This is a genomic window from Acidovorax sp. Root568 (genome assembly GCF_001427445.1).
Classification (GTDB): domain Bacteria; phylum Pseudomonadota; class Gammaproteobacteria; order Burkholderiales; family Burkholderiaceae_C; genus Acidovorax; species Acidovorax delafieldii.
Window position 1 is genome coordinate 217,108 of record NZ_LMGP01000010.1, and the last position, 19,514, is coordinate 236,621.

18 protein-coding genes and 1 tRNA gene are annotated in these 19,514 nt (G+C 61.1%); 13 read left to right on the forward strand and 6 right to left on the reverse strand.

Translation table 11 applies throughout. From position 1 onward, the window contains the following. Positions 1 to 140: 140 nt before the first annotated feature. From tolB to ASD75_RS07595, 5 genes are all read left to right on the forward strand, one after another. On the forward strand, positions 141 to 1,460 hold the full coding sequence (gene tolB, locus ASD75_RS07575; protein WP_056744441.1) for a Tol-Pal system beta propeller repeat protein TolB: 1,320 nt from the start codon (positions 141 to 143) through the stop codon (positions 1,458 to 1,460). Between the two features lie 44 nt (positions 1,461 to 1,504). After that, positions 1,505 to 2,047 (forward strand): peptidoglycan-associated lipoprotein Pal, encoded by a 543-nt coding sequence (pal, locus tag ASD75_RS07580; protein WP_056744443.1) that lies wholly within the window; start codon positions 1,505 to 1,507, stop codon positions 2,045 to 2,047. Next, complete coding sequence (ybgF, locus tag ASD75_RS07585; RefSeq protein WP_146870763.1) at positions 2,047 to 2,838, forward strand: tol-pal system protein YbgF; 792 nt, start codon at positions 2,047 to 2,049, stop codon at positions 2,836 to 2,838. Before pal ends, ybgF begins: the two co-directional genes overlap by 1 nt. Further along, positions 2,838 to 3,707, forward strand: coding sequence for a ThiF family adenylyltransferase (locus ASD75_RS07590; RefSeq protein WP_056744445.1), 870 nt, complete (start codon positions 2,838 to 2,840; stop codon positions 3,705 to 3,707). The genes ybgF and ASD75_RS07590 overlap by 1 nt, the downstream gene beginning before the upstream one ends. Before the next feature lie 12 nt (positions 3,708 to 3,719). Then, a tRNA-Lys gene (locus ASD75_RS07595) sits at positions 3,720 to 3,795 on the forward strand. Positions 3,796 to 3,888: 93 nt separating this feature from the next. Here ASD75_RS07595 and ASD75_RS23830 read toward each other — a convergent pair. After that, complete coding sequence (locus ASD75_RS23830; protein ID WP_162251081.1) at positions 3,889 to 4,032, reverse strand: hypothetical protein; 144 nt, start codon at positions 4,030 to 4,032, stop codon at positions 3,889 to 3,891. A gap of 140 nt (positions 4,033 to 4,172) precedes the next feature. Between ASD75_RS23830 and ASD75_RS23235 the strand changes: the two genes are divergently transcribed. Further along, the gene (locus ASD75_RS23235) at positions 4,173 to 5,372 is read left to right on the forward strand and encodes a right-handed parallel beta-helix repeat-containing protein (RefSeq protein ID WP_162251082.1); all 1,200 of its coding nucleotides are present in this window, start codon (positions 4,173 to 4,175) and stop codon (positions 5,370 to 5,372) included. A 28-nt stretch (positions 5,373 to 5,400) separates the two neighbouring features. Here ASD75_RS23235 and ASD75_RS24040 read toward each other — a convergent pair whose 3' ends face one another. The 3 genes from ASD75_RS24040 to ASD75_RS07610 form a co-directional block, all read right to left on the reverse strand. Next, positions 5,401 to 5,748, reverse strand: a complete 348-nt coding sequence (locus tag ASD75_RS24040) for a hypothetical protein (protein ID WP_056744447.1) — start codon at positions 5,746 to 5,748, stop codon at positions 5,401 to 5,403. A gap of 95 nt (positions 5,749 to 5,843) precedes the next feature. Next, on the reverse strand, positions 5,844 to 6,083 hold the full coding sequence (locus ASD75_RS24045; protein WP_056744448.1) for a contractile injection system protein, VgrG/Pvc8 family: 240 nt from the start codon (positions 6,081 to 6,083) through the stop codon (positions 5,844 to 5,846). A gap of 410 nt (positions 6,084 to 6,493) precedes the next feature. After that, entirely contained in the window at positions 6,494 to 7,558 is a 1,065-nt protein-coding gene (locus tag ASD75_RS07610; protein ID WP_056744450.1) for an AI-2E family transporter, read from the reverse strand. A gap of 243 nt (positions 7,559 to 7,801) precedes the next feature. Between ASD75_RS07610 and ASD75_RS07615 the strand changes: the two genes are divergently transcribed. From ASD75_RS07615 to ASD75_RS23245, 5 genes are all read left to right on the forward strand, one after another. After that, on the forward strand, positions 7,802 to 10,681 hold the full coding sequence (locus tag ASD75_RS07615) for a 2-oxoglutarate dehydrogenase E1 component (RefSeq protein WP_056063390.1): 2,880 nt from the start codon (positions 7,802 to 7,804) through the stop codon (positions 10,679 to 10,681). Positions 10,682 to 10,732: 51 nt separating this feature from the next. Further along, positions 10,733 to 11,995 (forward strand): 2-oxoglutarate dehydrogenase complex dihydrolipoyllysine-residue succinyltransferase, encoded by a 1,263-nt coding sequence (gene odhB / locus ASD75_RS07620; protein ID WP_056744452.1) that lies wholly within the window; start codon positions 10,733 to 10,735, stop codon positions 11,993 to 11,995. Between the two features lie 90 nt (positions 11,996 to 12,085). Then, on the forward strand, positions 12,086 to 13,513 hold the full coding sequence (lpdA, locus tag ASD75_RS07625) for a dihydrolipoyl dehydrogenase (RefSeq protein WP_056744454.1): 1,428 nt from the start codon (positions 12,086 to 12,088) through the stop codon (positions 13,511 to 13,513). A gap of 81 nt (positions 13,514 to 13,594) precedes the next feature. After that, positions 13,595 to 14,692 carry a cell division protein ZapE gene (gene zapE, locus ASD75_RS07630; protein ID WP_056744456.1) on the forward strand — a complete coding sequence of 366 codons (1,098 nt, stop codon included), beginning with the start codon at positions 13,595 to 13,597 and terminating at the stop codon, positions 14,690 to 14,692. Then, entirely contained in the window at positions 14,689 to 15,384 is a 696-nt protein-coding gene (locus tag ASD75_RS23245) for a hypothetical protein (protein ID WP_082564937.1), read from the forward strand. Before zapE ends, ASD75_RS23245 begins: the two co-directional genes overlap by 4 nt. Positions 15,385 to 15,517: 133 nt before the next feature. Here ASD75_RS23245 and ASD75_RS07640 read toward each other — a convergent pair whose 3' ends face one another. After that, positions 15,518 to 16,324: a PP2C family serine/threonine-protein phosphatase gene (locus ASD75_RS07640; protein WP_056063373.1), complete on the reverse strand. Its 807-nt coding sequence runs from the start codon at positions 16,322 to 16,324 to the stop codon at positions 15,518 to 15,520. Positions 16,325 to 16,431: 107 nt separating this feature from the next. Between ASD75_RS07640 and ASD75_RS23250 the strand changes: the two genes are divergently transcribed. Both ASD75_RS23250 and ASD75_RS07645 read left to right on the forward strand, forming a co-directional pair. Further along, the gene (locus tag ASD75_RS23250; protein WP_108499247.1) at positions 16,432 to 16,635 is read left to right on the forward strand and encodes a YdcH family protein; all 204 of its coding nucleotides are present in this window, start codon (positions 16,432 to 16,434) and stop codon (positions 16,633 to 16,635) included. Beyond that, positions 16,635 to 18,707 carry an ATP-dependent DNA helicase gene (locus tag ASD75_RS07645; RefSeq protein WP_056744460.1) on the forward strand — a complete coding sequence of 691 codons (2,073 nt, stop codon included), beginning with the start codon at positions 16,635 to 16,637 and terminating at the stop codon, positions 18,705 to 18,707. Before ASD75_RS23250 ends, ASD75_RS07645 begins: the two co-directional genes overlap by 1 nt. Here ASD75_RS07645 and ASD75_RS07650 read toward each other — a convergent pair. After that, positions 18,670 to 19,467, reverse strand: coding sequence for an outer membrane protein assembly factor BamD (locus ASD75_RS07650; RefSeq protein WP_056744462.1), 798 nt, complete (start codon positions 19,465 to 19,467; stop codon positions 18,670 to 18,672). The two genes, ASD75_RS07645 and ASD75_RS07650, sit on opposite strands and share 38 nt — an antisense overlap. Between the last annotated feature and the right edge of the window lie 47 nt (positions 19,468 to 19,514).

Consider the following 19,514-nt stretch of genomic DNA (forward strand, 5'->3'; position numbering starts at 1 on the left):
GTCGCCCGGATTCTACGTTTGTGCCATGCGCAGCCTGTCCGGCACGGTGGGTCGCGCACAGTTTGTCACAGGGGGCTCGCCGCTGTGTGTAACATTCGGGTTTGCCCTTTCGGCACTTGTTCGGCCACTGCTGGATGCCAATGACCACAGATCGAATCTCCCAACACCCATCTTTCGCAGCTCCGCTGCTTCCCCTGCGCCGCCAGTTGCTGGCCGCACTCATCGCCTCACCATCCATTCCAGCGCTTGCTCAGTTCCGTGTGGAAGTCACCGGCGTTGGGCTGACCCAATTGCCCATCGCCATTGCTCCGTTTCGGGGCGAGGCGCAATCGCCCCAAAAAATTGCGGCCATCGTCCAGGCCGACCTGGAGCGAAGCGGGCAGTTCCGCGCTATTGACGCCTCCGGCGCAGCGCTGGACGAAACCGCGCGGCCAGACGTCGCGCTGTGGCGCCAGAAAAGTGCGGATTCGCTGGCCACTGGCAGCGTCACGCGTTTGGCTGATGGGCGTTTTGATGTGCGGTTTCGTTTGTGGGATGTGGTCAAGGGCCAAGACCTGGGCGGACAGAGTTTTGTGGTCACGCAGGGCGACCTGCGCCTGGTGTCGCACCGCATTGCCGACTTCATCTACGAAAAGCTCACGGGTGAGCGCGGTATCTTCTCGACGCGCATCGCCTATGTGACCAAAACCGGCCCCCGTTACAGCCTTTGGGTCGCGGATGCCGACGGCGAGAACGCCCAGTCCGCACTGTCCAGCCCCGAACCCATCATCTCGCCTGCATGGTCGCCCAACGGGGGGCAACTGGCCTATGTGTCGTTCGAGTCGCGCAAGCCGGTGGTCTATGTGCACGATGTGGCCACAGGTCGCAGGCGCCTGATCGCGAACTTCCGTGGCTCCAACAGTGCGCCAGCCTGGGCGCCGGATGGCCGTACGCTGGCGGTCACGTTGAGCCGCGATGGCGGCTCGCAGCTGTACACCATTGATGCCAACGGCGGCGAGCCGCGCCGCCTGATGCAAAGCGCAGGCATCGATACCGAACCTGTGTTCTCGGGCGATGGCCGCAGCATTTTCTTTGTGAGCGACCGGGGCGGTGCCCCGCAAATCTACAAGGTGGGTGCGTCCGGTGGCAATGCGGAGCGCGTGACCTTCACCGGCACCTACAACATCTCACCCAGCGTGAGTCCGGACGGTCGCTGGCTCGCCTACATCTCCCGCGTGGGGGGCGCATTCAAGCTGCATGTGATGGACCTGTCCACGGGCACCGTCAATGCTGTGACAGACACGACGGCCGACGAAAATCCCAGCTTTGCGCCCAACAGCCGTCTCATTGTTTACGCCACCCAACAGCAAGGCCGTGAAGCCCTCATGACCACCACCCTGGACGGCAAGATCAAGGCGCGTCTTGCCGGTCAGGCGGGCGACATCCGCGAGCCGGACTGGGGCCCGTTCCAAAAGCAATGAACTTATCTGCACTTTCAGTTATCAAGCCTTCAGGAGAAATTTGGATGATGAAACGTATTACCCTTGCCCTCACCGTTGCCGCTCTCGTGGCGGGCTGCAGCTCTGGCGTGAAGCTGGATGATGTGCCGGTCGAAGACAAAAATGCCACCTCCACCATGGGTGGAGCCAACAACGGTGCCAACTCCGGCAATACCTCGCAAAGCGGCGTGGCGGGCGTGGACCTCGGCCAGTCCGGCCGTGACGGTGCAGGCCCCGTGGGGGTCGCGCGCGTCGTGTACTTTGATTACGACAGCTACGTGATCAAACCCGAGTTCCAGTCGCTGATTGAAGCGCATTCCCGCTTCATCAAAGCGGTCCCCAACCGCAAGGTCATGATCGAAGGCCACACCGATGACCGTGGTGGCCGCGAGTACAACCTGGCACTGGGCCAGAAGCGTGCAGAAGCCGTGCGCCGCTCGCTGGGCTTGCTGGGCGTGCCTGACAGCCAGGTCGAGGCCGTGAGTTTTGGCAAGGAAAAGCCTGCAGCCCAAGGGGCTACCGAAGATGCACGCGCCCAGAACCGCCGCGCTGAACTCTCGTACCGTTGATGACATCCGCTGCACCGGTTTTCTCGTTGCGGGCGCTGGCCACGGCGGCACTGCTCGCCGTGTCGCTGTCTTCTGCCCATGCCGCCATCTTTGAAGATGGCGAAGCGCGACGGGCTATCCTGGAGATGCGACAGCGCGTTGATGGTCTGCAGTCATCTCAGCAGCGTTCTGCCGAAGAGGTGCGCAAGCTGGGCGAAGAAAACGCTCAGTTGCGCCGCAGTCTGCTGGATTTGCAGACGCAGATCGAAACCTTGCGTGCCGAGCAAGCCAAACTCAACGGCCAGAATGAGCAGCTTTTGCGCGATGTCGGTGAACTGCAGCGTCGGCAGAAAGACATCGCGCAGGGTGTGGATGAGAGATTGCGGCAGTTTGAGCCCATCAAGGTCAATGTGGATGGCCGCGATTTCCAGGCAGATCCTGCCGAAAAGCGGGATTTTGAGGCGGCTCTGGCTGTCTTTCGCTCCGGCAAATTCCCTGATGCAAGTGTCGCTTTCGCGGGCTTTGTGCGGCAGTATCCGCGCAGCGGCTACGTGCCCTCTGCGCGTTTCTGGTTGGGAAATGCCCAGTACGCTACGCGTGAGTACAAGGAAGCCATCGGCAATTTCAAACAAATGCTGACCGATGCCCCCACGCACGCCCGTGCGCCCGAGGCAGCTCTGTCCATCGCCAATTGCCAGATTGAGCTCAAAGATACACGCACCGCGCGCAAGACACTGGAAGACCTCATCCGGGCTTATCCGCAGTCTGAGGCCGCTGTGGCCGCTAAAGAACGCCTGTCGCGGCTCAAGTGATGGCGGGTGATGTGGCTTTTGCCTCGCAGGCTGCGCCAGATGGTGGTGCGGAGCACGCTTCGGAGCACGCTTCGGAGCGCCGCTTTGGTGGGCTTCAGCGGCTCTACGGAGTGCAGGGCGCAGCCAGAATTCGCTCCGCACACGTGGCCGTGGTTGGTATTGGTGGAGTCGGGTCGTGGGCCGCAGAGGCCCTCGCGCGCAGTGGCGTCGCGCAAATTACCCTGATCGATTTGGACCATGTGGCTGAATCCAACATCAACCGACAGATCCATGCGCTCACCGATACGGTGGGACAGGCCAAGGTTTTGGCCATGCGTGATCGCATCGCACAAATCCACCCGGACTGCATCGTTCATTGCGTGGAGGAGTTTGTGGAGCCTGGAAACTGGCCTGCCTTGCTGCAAACGTCCGTAGACGCTCTCATTGATGCCTGTGACCAGATCAAAGCCAAAACTGCACTGTCCATATGGGCGCAGGCCCATGGGGTGCTGCACATCACCGTGGGTGCAGCAGGGGGCAAGCGGCATGCGCACAAGGTGGATGTGGATGATCTCGCACTGACCACCCATGACCCGCTGTTGGCCCAAATGCGCTATCAGCTGCGCAAACACCACGGTGCACCGCGGGAGGGCAAGAAGATCGGGGTCACCTGCGTTTTCAGCCGTGAGGCCGTAGCCCCGCCAGATGCTTCCTGCAATATCGATGGCGATGGTTCTTTGAACTGCCACGGCTACGGCTCGGTGGTCGCTGTGACCGCGACCTTCGGCCAATGTGCCGCAGGCTGGGTGCTCGATAAACTTGCAACCAATTCCAAATCGGCTGGAAAAAAGACGCTACAATTCAAGGCTTTGCAGCAATCGACACGATAGCTGCAATCGGTCGGGACGTTAGCTCAGTTGGTAGAGCAGCGGACTTTTAATCCGTTGGTCACAAGTTCGAATCTTGTACGTCCTACCATGATCACAAGGCTCTGTAGCAATACAGGGCCTTTTTTCTTTGCGCCATTTTCGTAGCATGGTACTTTTCGATGGCACTCAGCATGTTCCGCAATCAGAAGGCATGTTCCGCAAAGTCCTGCCATGCCTCATGGCCTGAAGACTGTACGCCCATGTTCTTCTGGGGCTTGTCATTGTCTTGCACGCTCACCAGCACGCTCTTTTTCTCTGCCGCGGTGGGATCGTGCCTGTAGGCCATCACTAGGCCGTGTTGCAGATTCGCACGGTTGGCACGGGAAGAGGGGCGCGGTTTTCTGCTCAGCCTTAAACTGCCTGCTTTCAAAGAGCGGGAGAAAGCAAGTGCGAGATCACAGAATACTCCTTGGCGTGGGCATGTGTGTGCTTGCCCTGTTCTTTGGCAATGCCCATGCGGCCACGTTGACGGTGTTGAACCTCAACGATGCGGGTCCGGGATCGCTTCGCGGCCAAATACTGGCGGCAGTGCCAGGCGATACAGTGGTTTTCGATCCGGGCGTTACTGGAACCATCCCGTTGGCCTCTACTTTGACGGTTGCGCAGAACCTTACGATCCAAGGGCCTGGCGCAGGCAATCTGACGATCAGCGGTCAGGGTGCAGTTCGTGTTTTTGACGTGACTGCCGGCGCGCTGACGGTATCCGGTGTGACGGTAGCCAACGGCTTTTTTGCTGGACTTGGTGGCGCTTTCAGCGTTGCTTCTAGTCTGACACTTCGCAATAGTGTGTTGAGTGGCAACACAGCCTCCAACGGAGGAGCCATAAATTTGGCCAACGGTGGTTCGTTGACAGTCACCGATTCGACTTTTGCGAACAATAGCGGAACGTCAGTCGGTGGGGGCGCGATGATAATTTCGGGCAACGCGACGGTGACTGGGAATACCTTCGCTGGCAACACAGCTTCGGTAAACGGCGGGGCGATCAATGTCCAACCTGGAGGGGTGCTGACAATTATCAACAATACCTTCCGTGCCAACAGCACGCCCGGCCTTGGCGGTGCCATGTCCGCTATTGGCACCGTGACTGTCATCAGCAACACGTTCTCGGCAAATCAGGCCAGCAGTGGCGCGGCGATAGCTGTGAGCGGCGGTAATGCTACTTTACACAACAACGTTTTTGCAGACCAAGTGGCCAGCTCGACGCCAGCCGCACTCTCGCCTAGCGGCGATTTTGGTACATCACGCAACAACGTCTTCTATAACAACCTCGCTGGAGGCGTGGCGGACGACCATACCGGCTACGGAACCCTGAATTACGTGGTGACTGTGACTCAGCCTCTCGGGGCGCTCGCGAACAACGGGGGACTGACACAGACGATGCTCCCGGTCGCAGGCGGTGCCGCTATTTGCGCTGGTGCGGCAGCGCTGTTGCCTGGCGGAATCACCGCGGATCAGCGCGGCAACCCTCGCATTGCGGGTGCTTGTCTTGATGCGGGCTCGGTGCAGCGCAGCGCCGCTGTGGTACCAGCCTCGTCAATTCCAACATTGTCAACTTGGGCGCTGTTGCTTCTGGCCAGTCTGATGGCCATGTTTGGAATCCGCCGTTCCAGAGCTGTGAAGCACTGAATGCCGCGGTTGGGTGGTCCTACCGATATCAGTGAGACTGGCCGGTCGTGCGTGTTTCCAGCTCCATGCGCGTTGTCAGTCCGTTGTCGCCCAAGGTGTGCGTCAGTTTCACCACCAGCCACGGTGTGTCGTCAATCACATCCTTGAACCCCTGTAGCACCACTGGTGTTTGGGGCATCAGCTCGGGCCGCCCCAGCGCCAGAGTCAGCTCCATTGTGGCCTTGCCCCGCTCGATGCGCCCGCGCTCGGCCCGCGCGGAGGCCATGGCGTCGGCCTCGCTGCCGTAGGTGTCTTTCAGGCGTTTTTCGTTTTCCTGCTCGCCTACCAACACGCTATTTTTCTCGGCCGCGTTCGGGTCGTGCCAGTACGCGCGCACCCCGCTGTAGGCACTGTGGTAGCGGTGCTGGTCGCCATCGGCGCGGGTGATGGTGATGGTTTCGAGGTCTTCGCCATTGGCGGCCTTCGGGCTGCCTATGGCTTGAACACCAGGCGGCCTTTTTTCACTGTGGCCACCGCGTCGTGCTTCTTGGCCAGGCGGGTGAGGAAGTGCAAGTCACTCTCGCGCGTCTGGTCGATGTAGTCCTCCGGGGTGTTGTCCAGGCGTTCATCCATGCGCAGCTGCAGGCTGTTGCGCTCGCCAATGTCGCCCACGATCTTGCACAGCTTCTTGCCGTGGTAAGTGCGCTTCGTGCGGCGCGCAGTCCGCGCCACATCTCGCAGATCGGGTGCGAACGTTGATAGTGACCTCGGCCTCACCGGCGTCGCCTTCTTCAAAGACCAGATTGGCGAGCACCGCTTCGCTGAACAGTGCTGCTGCGTGGCTCTTGCTCTTGGTGAATGGGCTGGTTTCGGCCTTCTGCGCAGCGAAGGTCGCGGTATTGCGGTGTTTGCACACACTACTTTGACCTAGTGCCTTGATTTATCAAGCTTGCGTCCTGACATTCATTCCATTGGTCACAAGTTGAATCTTCTACGTCCTACCACCCGATTCAGAATGCACTCTTGAGTGCGTCTCCAGCCAAAAAGCTTCCCTTGGGAGGCTTTTTTTTGGTTATTTGAAGCGCCAGCCACGGGCTATCCATGCCTCCCTGACTGGTACACGTGGCCGAGGTTGGGGGGTATCACCGGGTGGGTGCGTCCGCCTCCGGAGGTGGTGAAAAAAGGTCCCAGCTGGCCATGAAAAGTGCAGCTATCACTGGACCGATCACAAACCCCGTGAGGCCGAACAAGGCCATGCCGCCCAGGGTAGAGATCAGCACGATGTAGTCGGGCATCTTGGTGTCTTTGCCCACCAGAATGGGGCGCAGGATGTTGTCCACAAGCCCGATCACGCAGATGCCGAATGCAGTCAGCACCACGCCTTGCCACACAGCGCCGGTTGCCAGAAAGTAGATGGCCACAGGCACCCAGATCAGCCCGGCGCCCACGGCTGGCAAAAGGGACAGGAAGGCCATGAGCACCCCCCACAGCACCGGTCCCTGGATGCCCAAGATCCAGAAAATCATGCCGCCCAGCGCGCCTTGAGAAGCCGCCACCACAATGTTGCCTTTGACCGTGGCACGGATCACGGTCGTGAATTTTCCGACCAGCTGGCGCTTGTGCGCTTCTTCCAGGGGGGTGGCTTGCCCGATACGCTGTGCCAGACTGGCTCCGTCTCGCAGCAGGAAGAATAACAGGTACAACATGATGCCGAAGCTGACAATGAACTCCAGGGTGTTTTGACCGATGCTCAGCGCCTGTGTCGCAACGAATTGACTGGCCTGTACCGCGAAGGACGAGAGCTTTTGCTGCAGCTCGCCGACGCTGGTAAGTTGGAGGCGGTCAAGCAGGCCGACAGCCCAAGCTGGCAGTGCAGCAATGACCTGCTGCAGGTACAGCCCAAAATTGATTTGACCTGAGCGCACCCGTTCGTAGATTGCGGTGGCCTCCTGAATGAGCGACACCGTGATGGCCGTCATCGGCAAGATCACCACCACAAGGCACAAACCGAGTGTGCATAAGGCCGCGAGCGTGGGCCGCTTGGGCATTTTTCGCAGCAGTTTGCGGTGCAGTGGGGCAAAAAGAATGGCGAGGATGACGCCCCAGAAAACGGCTCCGTGAAACTGCCACAGGATCGCTCCGAACGCGACGGTGACGAGGGTGAGCAGCAGCAAAAAGGCTTTGTCCGGGAGGTGTTGATGCGGCATGGAGTGGGGTTTGCAATGGGATACCCGGAATGTACGCGAGGCGCTGATCGGCGCAGCTTCTTGCGCTGTGCGGCGATGGTCTGGATCCACTTTTTGGGGGTGGACTTCGGTTCGGTGGCACAATGGCGCCCGTACCAAGGCCCTTCCCCAGCCACAGTCGCATCCGCCAACCGGTTCAGCCGTGTCGCGGAAGGTTTCTCAACCAGCTAATGCTTTCCCAAGGAAAGCGGAGGTCAGCGGAATATGAGCGATACGACATCCGTCTATCAAGCCTACCAAGGCAACACTTACCTCTTCGGCGGCAATGCGCCCTATGTCGAAGAGATGTACGAGAACTATCTCGCCAATCCCGGTAGCGTGCCAGATACGTGGCGCGAGTACTTTGACGCGCTGCAGCATGTCCCCGCCGTGGATGGCAGCAACGCCAAAGACGTTCCCCATCTGCCTGTCATCAATGCCTTTGCCGAGCGTGCCAAGCAAGGCGGCACCAAGGTTGTGGTTGCGACGGGCGCCGACTCTGAACTGGGCCGCAAGCGTACCGCCGTTCAGCAGCTGATCGCCGCTTACCGCAATGTGGGTCAGCGCTGGGCCGATCTGGATCCGCTCAAGCGCACAGAGCGTCCCGCAATTCCTGAACTGGAGCCTTCGTTCTACGGTTTCAGCGACGCTGATCAGGAAACTGTGTTCAACACTAGCAACACGTTCTTCGGCAAAGAGTCGATGACGTTGCGTGAACTCATCAACGCGCTGCGTGAGACCTATTGTGGCTCCATCGGCGCTGAATACATGTACGCCACCGACCAGAACCAGAAGCGCTGGTGGCAGGAGAAGCTGGAAAAGATCCGCAGCAAGCCCAGCTTTGGTGCTGACAAGAAAAAACAAATCCTTGACCGCCTGACGGCTGCTGAAGGGCTGGAGCGCTTCCTGCACACCAAGTACGTGGGTCAGAAGCGCTTTTCGTTGGAAGGCGGCGAAAGCTTTATTGCTGCGATGGATGAACTCATCCAGTCTGCAGGCGCCAAGGGCGTACAAGAAATCGTGATCGGCATGGCCCACCGCGGCCGCCTGAACGTGCTGGTCAACTCGCTGGGCAAGATGCCCAAGGACCTGTTCGCTGAGTTCGATCACACCGCTCCCGAAGACCTGCCTGCGGGTGACGTGAAGTACCACCAGGGCTTCAGCTCGGATGTGACGACCCCCGGCGGTCCGGTTCACCTGTCGCTGGCATTCAACCCCTCGCACCTGGAAATCGTGAACCCCGTGGTCGAAGGCTCTGTGCGTGCTCGCATGGACCGCCGTGCCGATCCACACGGCAAGCAGGTTTTGCCTGTGTTGGTGCATGGTGACGCGGCCTTTGCAGGCCAAGGTGTCAATCAGGAAACTCTGGCGCTGGCCCAGACCCGTGGCTACTACACGGGTGGTACGGTGCACATCATCATCAATAACCAAATCGGCTTCACCACGTCCGATCCACGTGACACCCGCTCCACGCTGTACTGTACCGACATCGTCAAGATGATCGAGTCGCCCGTATTGCATGTGAACGGTGATGATCCGGAAGCCGTGGTGTTGGCCACTCAGCTCGCGCTTGAGTTCCGCATGGAGTTCAAGAAAGACGTGGTGGTGGACATCATCTGCTTCCGCAAGCTGGGTCACAATGAGCAGGACACCCCGGCTCTGACGCAGCCGCTGATGTACAAGAAGATCGGCGCGCACCCCGGCACACGCAAGCTGTACGCCGATAAGCTGGCGGCGCAGGGTCTGGGAGAGTCACTGGGCGACGACATGGTCAAGGCCTACCGCGCTGCTATGGATGCGGGCAAGCACACGGTCGATCCCGTGCTGACCAACTTCAAGAGCAAGTACGCGGTGGACTGGAGCCCGTTCCTGGGCAAAAAGTGGACCGATGCTGGAGACACGGCTATTCCTCTGGCCGAGTGGAAGCGCCTGGCTGAGAAGATCACCACCATCCCCGAGAGCGTGACGCCGCATCAGTTGGTGAAGAAGGTGTATGACGACCGCGCGGCCATGGGCCGTGGTGACATCCCTGTGGATTGGGGCATGGGTGAGCACATGGCATTTGCCTCGCTGGTGGCCAGCGGCTATCCCGTGCGCCTGTCCGGTGAAGACTGCGGCCGCGGCACGTTCACGCACCGCCACGCCGTGATCCATGACCAAAAGCGCGAGAAGTGGGACATTGGTACCTACGTGCCGCTGCAGAACGTGGCCGACAACCAGGCCCCGTTTGTTGTGATCGACTCCATCTTGTCCGAAGAAGCTGTCCTGGGCTTCGAGTACGGCTATGCGTCGAACGACCCCAATACACTGGTGATCTGGGAAGCGCAGTTCGGCGACTTCGCCAATGGCGCCCAAGTGGTGATCGACCAGTTCATCGCCTCCGGCGAAGTGAAGTGGGGCCGGGTGAACGGCATCACCCTCATGCTGCCCCACGGCTACGAAGGCCAGGGCCCAGAGCACAGCTCTGCCCGCCTGGAGCGCTTCATGCAATTGGCTGCCGACGCCAACATGCAGATCGTGCAGCCCACTACGGCCAGCCAGATCTTCCACGTGCTGCGTCGCCAGATGGTGCGTGATCTGCGCAAGCCGCTGATCATCATGACGCCCAAGTCGCTGCTGCGTAACAAGGATGCGACCTCGCCGCTGTCCGAGTTCACCAAGGGCAGCTTCCAGACGGTGATTCCCGAGCAGGATGAAGCCATCGTCAAGAAGGCGGCCAAGGTCAAGCGCGTGATCGCATGCTCTGGCAAGGTTTACTACGACCTCGTGAAGAAGCGCGCAGAGAAGGAAGCCGACGATGTGGTGATCCTGCGCGTGGAGCAGTTGTACCCCTTCCCGCACAAGGCGTTTGCCGCTGAATTGAAGAAGTACCCCAACGCCACCGACGTGGTGTGGTGCCAGGACGAGCCGCAAAACCAGGGTGCCTGGTTCTTCGTGCAGCACTACATCCACGAGAACATGCTCGAAGGCCAGAAGCTGGGCTACTCCGGTCGCGCTGCTTCGGCATCTCCAGCCGTGGGTTACTCGCACCTGCACCAGGAACAACAAAAGGCGCTGGTGGACGGCGCGTTTGCCAAGCTCAAGGGTTTTGTCCTGACCAAGTAAGGCCAGCTGCGACCCGACAACAGAACAAAACCCCATTCCGAAAGAATTGATATGGCTATCGTAGAAGTCAAAGTCCCCCAGCTGTCCGAATCCGTGGCCGAAGCCACTATGCTGACCTGGAAGAAAAAGGCCGGTGAGGCCGTGGCCGTGGACGAGATCCTGATCGAGATCGAAACCGACAAGGTTGTGCTCGAAGTGCCCGCACCGTCCGCTGGCGTGCTGGCTGAAATCATCCAGGGCGACGGCGCCACGGTGGTTGCCGACCAGCTCATCGCCAAGATCGACACCGAAGGCAAGGCTGGTGCCGCGGCTCCTGCTCCGGCAGCAGCTCCAGTTGCCGCCGCAGCGCCTGTTGCTGCCCCTGCCGCTGCCGGTGGCTCCAAGGGCGATGTGGCCATGCCTGCCGCTGCCAAGCTGCTCGCCGACAACAACCTGTCTGTGTCGGCCGTGGCCGGTTCGGGCAAGGATGGCCGTGTGACCAAGGGTGATGTGCTGGCCGCTGTGGCCGGTGGCGCCAAGGCTGCCGTGGCAGCCCCCAGCGTGATCCCCACCGGTGTGCCTTCCAAGACACTGCCCCAGGTGGCAGCGCCCGCTGGCAAGGAGGACCTGAGCGGCCGCCCCGAGCAGCGCGTGCCCATGAGCCGCCTGCGTGCCCGCGTGGCCGAGCGTCTGCTGCAGTCGCAATCGACCAACGCCATCCTGACCACGTTCAACGAAGTGAACATGGCTCCGGTGATGGACCTGCGCAAGAAGTTCCAGGACAGCTTCACCAAGGAGCACGGCACCAAGCTGGGCTTCATGTCCTTCTTCGTGAAGGCTGCTGTGCATGCCCTCAAGAAGTACCCTGTGCTGAACGCCTCGGTGGACGGCAACGACATCGTCTACCACGGCTACTTCGACATCGGTATCGCCGTGGGCTCGCCCCGTGGTCTGGTGGTGCCCATCCTGCGCAATGCAGACCAAATGAGCTTCGCCGACATCGAGAAGAAGATCGCCGAGTTCGGCAAGAAGGCTGCCGAAGGCAAGCTGGGCATTGAAGAAATGACCGGTGGCACGTTCTCCATCTCCAATGGCGGCACGTTCGGCTCCATGCTGTCCACTCCCATCATCAACCCGCCCCAGTCGGCCATCCTGGGCGTGCACGCCACCAAGGACCGCGCCGTGGTCGAAAACGGCCAGATCGTGATCCGCCCGATGAACTACCTGGCCATGTCCTATGACCACCGCATCATCGACGGCCGCGAAGCCGTGCTGGGCTTGGTGGCGATGAAGGACGCGCTGGAAGACCCATCGCGCCTGCTGTTCGACATCTGATCCCCTGACTCCATCGACCCACCCGCGTGGCCCGGCCTCTGGTCCTGCCCGCCGGTGGGTCTTTCTCCAACTGACTTAACGAGATTTCCCATGAGCAAACAATTTGATGTGATCGTCATCGGTGGTGGCCCCGGCGGCTACATCGCCGCCATCCGCGCCGCCCAGCTGGGCTTCAACGTTGCCTGTATCGACGAGTGGAAGAACGAGAAGGGCGGCCCCGCACCCGGTGGCACCTGCACCAACGTTGGCTGCATCCCCTCCAAGGCGCTGCTGCAGTCGTCCGAGCATTTCGAGCATGCCAACAAGCACTTTGCCGACCATGGCATCACAGCCACCGGCGTCAAGATGGACGTGGCCAAGATGATCGCCCGCAAGGACACCGTCGTGAAGCAGAACAACGATGGCATCCTGTACCTGTTCAAGAAGAACAAGGTTAGCTTCTTCCACGGCCGTGGCTCGTTCGTGAAGGCTGCCGAAGGCGGCTACGAGATCAAGGTGGCAGGTGCCGCTGAAGAGACGCTGACCGGTAAGCAGATCATCATCGCCACCGGCTCCAACGCCCGTGCGCTGCCCGGCACGCCGTTCGACGAAGAACTGGTGCTGTCCAACGACGGTGCGCTGCGCGTTGGCGCAGTGCCCAAGAAGCTCGGCCTCATCGGCTCGGGAGTGATCGGCCTGGAAATGGGCTCGGTCTGGCGCCGCCTGGGCGCTGAAGTCACCATCCTCGAAGGTCTGCCCACTTTCCTGGGCGCGGTGGATGAGCAGATCGCCAAGGAAGCCAAGAAGGCCTTCGACAAGCAGGGCCTGAAGATCGAGCTGGGCGTGAAGGTCGGCGAGATCAAGACCGGCAAAAAGGGTGTAAGCATTGCCTACACCAACGCCAAGGGCGAAGCCCAGTCGCTGGACGTGGACAAGCTCATCGTCTCCATCGGCCGCGTGCCCAACACCATTGGCCTGAACACCGAAGCGGTGGGTCTGCAGCTCGACGAGCGCGGCGCCATCGTGGTGGATGCTGACTGCAAGACCAATCTGCCCGGCGTCTGGGCGGTGGGCGACGTGGTGCGCGGCCCTATGCTGGCCCACAAGGCCGAGGAAGAGGGCGTTGCCGTGGCCGAGCGCATTGCCGGCCAGCATGGTCATGTCAACTTCAACACCATCCCCTGGGTCATCTACACCAGCCCCGAGATCGCCTGGGTGGGCCGCACTGAGCAGCAGCTCAAGGCCGATGGGGTCAAGTACAAGGCGGGCAGCTTCCCGTTCCTGGCCAATGGCCGCGCACGTGCGCTGGGCGACACCACCGGCATGGTCAAGATGCTGGCGGATGCCGAGACCGACGAGATCCTGGGTGTGCACATCGTGGGCCCACAGGCCAGCGAGCTGATCTCCGAGGCCGTTGTGGCCATGGAGTTCAAGGCCAGCAGCGAAGACATCGCACGCATTTGCCATGCGCACCCCAGCTTGAGCGAGGCCACCAAGGAAGCAGCGCTGGCGGTGGACAAGCGCACGCTGAACTTCTGATATTGGGTCTCAATCGGCTACAAGCGCATGATTAACATGCGCTTGTAGCTATCAATTTTGTAGTATCAGAGCAACCGCAAAGTGACCGTCAAACAGGCTTACCTGGCCGAGCTGGCCGCCAAAGGCTATCAAAGCGACCCCGCCCAGCTGCGAGCAGTGGAAGCCCTGCAGCGCTGTGCTGACGAGTGGGCCCAGTACAAGGCTCGGCGCTCCAACGCGATCAAGAAGCTGATCAACCGCCCGGAGATTCCCCGCGGTGTCTACATGTATGGCGGGGTGGGGCGCGGCAAGAGCTTTTTGATGGAGTGCTTTTTTGACGCTGTTCCCCTGAGGCGAAAGGTGCGCTTGCACTTTCACGAATTCATGCGTGAGGTGCATCGCGAACTGGCGGCCCTTCAGGGCACGGTCAATCCGCTGGATGTGTTGGGCGAGCGCATTGCCAAGCGCTACAAGCTCATCTGTTTTGATGAGTTTCATGTGGCGGACATCACGGACGCGATGATCCTGCACCGATTGCTGGTGGCGTTGTTCGACAACGGCGTCGGCTTCGTGACCACTTCCAATTTCAAGCCTGACGACCTTTACCCCGGTGGCTTGCATCGGGACCGCATCTTGCCCGCCATTGCACTCCTCAATGAGCGGCTGGAGGTGGTCAATGTGGACAATGGCACCGATTACCGCCGGCGTACGCTGGAGCACGTAAAGCTGTATCACACGCCACTGGGCGCAGAGGCGGATGCCGAGATGAACCAGGCGTTCGACCAACTCGCTGAAGTGCACGATGAAGACCCCGTGCTGCATATCGAGGCGCGCGAAATTCGCGCCCGCCGCAAGGCTGGCGGGGTGGTGTGGTTTGACTTCAAGACACTGTGTGGTGGTCCTCGGTCGCAAAACGACTACCTGGAAATTGCGACGCAGTTCCACACGGTGTTGCTGTCCGATGTTCCTTACATGCCTGTGAGCATGGCGTCGCCTGCGCGGCGCTTTACCTGGCTGGTGGATGTGCTGTACGACCGCCGGGTCAAACTCATCCTGTCGGCGGCTGTACCGCCCGAGCAGTTGTATACCGAAGGGCCTTTGGCTCACGAGTTTCCGCGCACAGTGTCCCGGCTCAACGAGATGCAGTCCAAGGAGTTTCTGGCGCTGGAGCGCCGCATGGTGGATACGGGGTTGACATGAACAAGACCGGTGGTCGCTTTTTGGCGGTAGTGCTGGCGCTGGCTTGCTCAATACTGCCTGTGCTGGTAGCCCCGGCCCGGGCCGCGACGGGGGTAGAAGTAGATGCCGCATCCGCGTCGACCGCTGCACATCGCAAAGTGGAGCGTGACCGAATCAAAATGGAGCGCGAGGCACTGACGGCCCGGCGGCAGCAGGATGAGGCAGTGTGCTACCAACGCTTTGCTGTGGAGGATTGCTTGCGCGGCGTACGTGCCAAGGCACGGGAGTCCCACGACCGATTGCGTGCGCAGGAAATTGAACTCAACGATGCCGAGCGCAGGGAGAAAGCGGTGGAGCGCCTGCGGGCCATTGAAGACAAGCAAATGGCCGTACCGCCAGCGAGCAAACGCGCTGACGCGCAGGTTCGCAAGCCATCCGCCGATCCGGATGTTGCCAAGGCACAGCGGGACCAGGACGCACACCAACGCGCGCAGCAACAAAATAGCCGTGCCCAGGTTCAGGCCAGTGAACAGGCGGCCCGCGCTGCGGGGACTGCCGAGCGCGCTGCCCAATCGCGTGCCAAACATACCCAGGCGCTCCAAGCGGCGGAGGAGCGCCGCGCGCGGGTCGAAAAATCTCAAGCTGATGCCCTGGCTCAGGGCCGCAAGCCTGCAGCGCCCTTGCCAGCGCCTGCTGCTTCTGCGCCTCGCTGAGTTTGGAAGGGCCTCTGAGCCAAGCAATCAGTGGCTGAGTGGTTGACGCTAGGGTAGCGGCGACTACCTGGTGGTTGTTCGATGGGTTCGCGTTCACCCGTCGATACACCGATGGGTGGTGCAGACAAGGCCCTCAGGGCCGACCCGTGTCCAGCGGCGTCAGGCGAGCAATCTTTTTCTCTTCGGCCAGGGCTTCGATCTTGACGACCACCAGCGACAGGTTGTCGCCGCCTCCGCGTGCCCGGGAGCGGGCTTTTTCAATCAGGAACTCCGTCGCTTCGCGGGGCGACAGCGAATCGACCACCGATGCCAGTTCGGTGGGAGAAAAGTAGTGCCAAACCCCATCGCTGCAGGCCAGCAAGACATCGCCCGGCTGAAGTTGCGGAATGACGTGGGTAGTGATGGGCGGGTCACTCTCTGTGCCAAGGCAACCCACCAGAATGTTGGAATGAGGATGGTTGTTGGCCTCGGCTTCCGTCAGCTCACCCCGGTCCACCAGGGCTTGCACATAAGAGTGGTCGCTGGTGCGGAATGCCAGCCGTGAGCCTTGAAAGTGGTAGATGCGCGAGTCGCCCGCATGCACCCAATGGCAGTCGCCCCGGGGATTGATGAGAAACGCAGCGATGGTGCTGTGAGGTTCCTGCTCTGCCGATATGGCCGTCAACCGGATAACGATGTGGGCCTCTTCAACCATGTTCTTGAGCATTGCCACCGGGTCATCGGTGTCGGGCGAGTACCGCTCGAACAGTTGTCGTGCTGTCATCATGACCTGGTCTGATGCTTTGCGCCCCCCGCTGCGGCCGCCCATCCCGTCGGCAACCACACCCAGAACGCAGCCGTTGTGCCGCTCGTGGGAGATCAGGGCCACCTGGTCTTGCTGGTATTCGCGGTCACCCTTGTGGATGCCGGTGGAGGCGATGAGGCGAAACGCTTTGGTCATGCTGCAGATTGTGGGGGCGCCTACGCGAACGCCTGTCGTGGAAAGCGGGCCAAGCGCGTATTATCCGCCCGCCTGTGGCATTTTTGCCATGCCCATGGCCTCCTGCCTTGAAACCCAGCCTGCACTCTCCCCACCGTCAGTTGATCGAGCTGCGCATGGAACATGCCGATCTCGACGCACTCATCGACCGGTGTAAGCCCGAAGCGGCACCCGACGAACTCACCCTGCGCCGTCTCAAAAAGCGCCGACTCGTGTTGCGTGACGCGATGGAGCGGCTGGAGCGGCAACTTCAACCGCAAGAGCCCGCCTGATGTCACTGGAGGCCATGGTGCCCGAGGTGTTTGCCCCCGATGGTGTGCTGGCGAGGGCGGATGGGCATTTTCAACCGCGTGACGGTCAGACCCAGATGGCCATTGCGGTGGCCCAGACCATTACAGAGGGAGGGGCGCTGGTGGTGGAGGCAGGCACTGGAGTGGGCAAGACCTTTGCCTACCTGGTGCCGGCCTTGCTGAGTGGCGAGCGGGTGCTGTTGTCTACGGCCACCAAGGCCTTGCAAGACCAGTTGTTCGCCCGCGATCTGCCCCGCTTGGCGCACATCCTGGGGCTGCCCGTTCGCATGGCCCTGCTCAAGGGGCGCGCCAGCTACTTGTGCCTGCACCGCATGGAGCAGGCACGGCAGGATGCTCAGGCTCTGGACCGAGGCGTCGCCCGCGTGCTGGCCAAGGTGGAGGACTGGTCGCGCCAGACCGTATCCGGCGATATGGCCGAGCTGACAGGGTTGGACGAGCGATCGCCCGTGATCCCCCTGGTCACCTCGACGCGTGAGAACTGCCTGGGGTCTTCCTGCCCGCGTTTTCGGGAATGCCATGTTCATCGGGCGCGGCGCGAGGCGTTGGCGGCGGACATCGTGGTCATCAATCACCATCTGTTCTTTGCGGATGTGGCGGTACGCGAGTCAGGCATGGCCGAGTTGCTGCCGACGGTGCGTGTGGTCGTTTTTGATGAGGCCCACCAGATCAATGAGACTGGCGTGCAGTTCTTGGGTACGCAGATTTCCACGGGGCAATGGATGGACTTTGCCCGTGACCTTTTGATAGCCGGGCTGCAGCATGCGCGCGGTCTGGCTGACTGGACAGGCCTGGCGCAGCTTCTGGAGTTGTCTGCACGGGACCTCCGTCTGGTCGTGAGCACCGCTGCTTTCCAGGGACTGAATGGCATTTCGGGAGGGGGCAGATTGCGCTGGACGGAGGAGGCTCCCGAAGGTGTCTCGGGCGCCGTATGGCAGTCCGCGCTGCGCGCACTGGCCTTGGCGTGTGCACAGGCGCTGGAGGCCCTGGACACCGTGAGCGAAATGTCCCCCGATCTGGAGCGCCTGTACGAACGGGGCAGTGCACTATTGGCCCGGCTGGCCAGGTTTTCAGGCCCGTGCCAGGCCGATGCGGTGCGTTGGCTCGATGTGGGCAACCAGTTGCGCCTGATCGAGTCCCCGCTGGACATTGCAGACGCCATGCGCACCCGGATTCTGGCGTCGCCCGCTGAAACCTCGGACGGCGAAGCTTGGCCCGAGGAGCCTGGCTCAAACGCCGGCAGGGCGTGGATTTTCACCTCTGCGACCCTCGGTGCGGACGACGCGTTGACCTGGTTCACCGAACGAGCTGGGCTCACGGATGCTCGCATCCTTCGGGTGGCCAGCCCCTTCGACTATGCGCGGCAGGCGGCTTTGTATGTGCCGCGCCAGTTGCCGTCGCCTGCAGATCCGTCCCACAGCCGTAGTGTGGCGGACTGGGTTGCACTGGCCGCCGAGCCGCTGGGCGGGCGCACGCTGGTGCTGACCACTACGCTCAAGGCCTTGCGCACCATTGGCGACGCACTCAAAGCACGTTGGCAGGCTTCAGGCACGTTGGAGGTGCTGGTGCAGGGCGAGTGGCCCAAGCGGCGCCTGATGGAGCGTTTTCGCGAGGGGGCATCGCACGGGCGGCCGGGTTGTGTGCTGGTGGCTTCGGCGTCCTTCTGGGAGGGGTTTGATGTGCCAGGCGATGCTCTGCAACTGGTGGTTATCGACAAGCTGCCTTTTCCGCCCCCGGGAGATCCATTGGTGGAGGCTCGCACCCAACACATCGAAATGGCCGGTGGCAAAGCGTTCACTGCCTACGCTCTGCCAGAGGCGGCGGTGGCACTCAAGCAGGGTGCCGGGCGTTTGATCCGGCATGAAGCGGATCGGGGTATTTTGGTGGTGGGCGACACGCGCCTCATCACTATGGGCTATGGCAAGCGCTTGCTGGCAGCTTTGCCCCCCATGCGCAGGCTGGAATCGCTCGAAGAGTTTCAGTCTGCGCTGATGGCGCTTACCAAACCTTCCACCACGGATCCGACTTGCCTTTGACGCCGCCATTCAGATAGGCGCTTTGAGGGTAGGACTTGTCCATCACGCGGCGTGCATCGTCTCGCAGCTGGGTCATTCCGAGCGCGTCGTACGACTGGATCAGGATGTACAACGCCTCTTCCAGCGCGGGCACGCCCTGGTAGTCTGCCAATGCGACCTGCGCGCGACTGATGGCAGCCACATAGGCGCCACGCTGGAAGTAGTACCGCGCCACATGCACTTCATATTGGGCCAGCGAGTTGACGATGTAGGTCATGCGCTGGCGCGAGTCCTGCGCATAACGGGACTCAGGAAAGCGTGTGACCAGTTCGCTGAATGCTTCAAAGGAGTCTTTGGCCGCCTTTTGGTCACGCTCTGATAGATCCTGGCGCGAGATAAATGAGAACAGACCCAAGTTGTCGTTGAAGTTGACCAGGCCCTTCAGGTACAGCGCATAGTCCAATGCAGGGCTGGCAGGGTGCAGCTTCATGAAGCGGTCCAGCGTTGCGACGGCTTGCGCCTTTTCGCCCGCCTTGTAGTGGGCATAGGCTTTGTCAATCTGGGCCTGCTGTGCCAGTGGCGTGCCTGCCGCACGGCCTTCCAGCTTTTCCAGCAGAGGAACGGCCTTGTCATACGCCCCGCTGTTCATTTCGTCCTGGGCTTCCGAGTGGATGCGATTGGGACTCCAGCCTGCCGTTTTATCAACTGTGGTGCTGGAGCAGCCAACCAGCAAACCAGCCAGCAGCAGGGCGGAAACAAGGGGCAGTGGGGCACGCAGCATCGCAAGCAGCTTTCAGCAAAGAAGGAAAAAGGTGCACAAAGAAAGGC

Bases quoted from the DNA above. Each gene is read 5' to 3' on its own strand.
- tolB (WP_056744441.1), top strand. From the start codon at position 141: ATGACCACAGATCGAATCTCCCAACACCCATCTTTCGCAGCTCCGCTG.
- pal (WP_056744443.1), top strand. From the start codon at position 1,505: ATGATGAAACGTATTACCCTTGCCCTCACCGTTGCCGCTCTCGTGGCG.
- ybgF (WP_146870763.1), top strand. From the start codon at position 2,047: ATGACATCCGCTGCACCGGTTTTCTCGTTGCGGGCGCTGGCCACGGCG.
- ASD75_RS07590 (WP_056744445.1), top strand. From the start codon at position 2,838: ATGGCGGGTGATGTGGCTTTTGCCTCGCAGGCTGCGCCAGATGGTGGT.
- ASD75_RS23830 (WP_162251081.1), bottom strand. From the start codon at position 4,032: ATGGCCTACAGGCACGATCCCACCGCGGCAGAGAAAAAGAGCGTGCTG.
- ASD75_RS07610 (WP_056744450.1), bottom strand. From the start codon at position 7,558: ATGCCGCATCAACACCTCCCGGACAAAGCCTTTTTGCTGCTGCTCACC.
- ASD75_RS07615 (WP_056063390.1), top strand. From the start codon at position 7,802: ATGAGCGATACGACATCCGTCTATCAAGCCTACCAAGGCAACACTTAC.
- odhB (WP_056744452.1), top strand. From the start codon at position 10,733: ATGGCTATCGTAGAAGTCAAAGTCCCCCAGCTGTCCGAATCCGTGGCC.
- lpdA (WP_056744454.1), top strand. From the start codon at position 12,086: ATGAGCAAACAATTTGATGTGATCGTCATCGGTGGTGGCCCCGGCGGC.
- ASD75_RS23245 (WP_082564937.1), top strand. From the start codon at position 14,689: ATGAACAAGACCGGTGGTCGCTTTTTGGCGGTAGTGCTGGCGCTGGCT.
- ASD75_RS07640 (WP_056063373.1), bottom strand. From the start codon at position 16,324: ATGACCAAAGCGTTTCGCCTCATCGCCTCCACCGGCATCCACAAGGGT.
- ASD75_RS07645 (WP_056744460.1), top strand. From the start codon at position 16,635: ATGTCACTGGAGGCCATGGTGCCCGAGGTGTTTGCCCCCGATGGTGTG.
- ASD75_RS07650 (WP_056744462.1), bottom strand. From the start codon at position 19,467: ATGCTGCGTGCCCCACTGCCCCTTGTTTCCGCCCTGCTGCTGGCTGGT.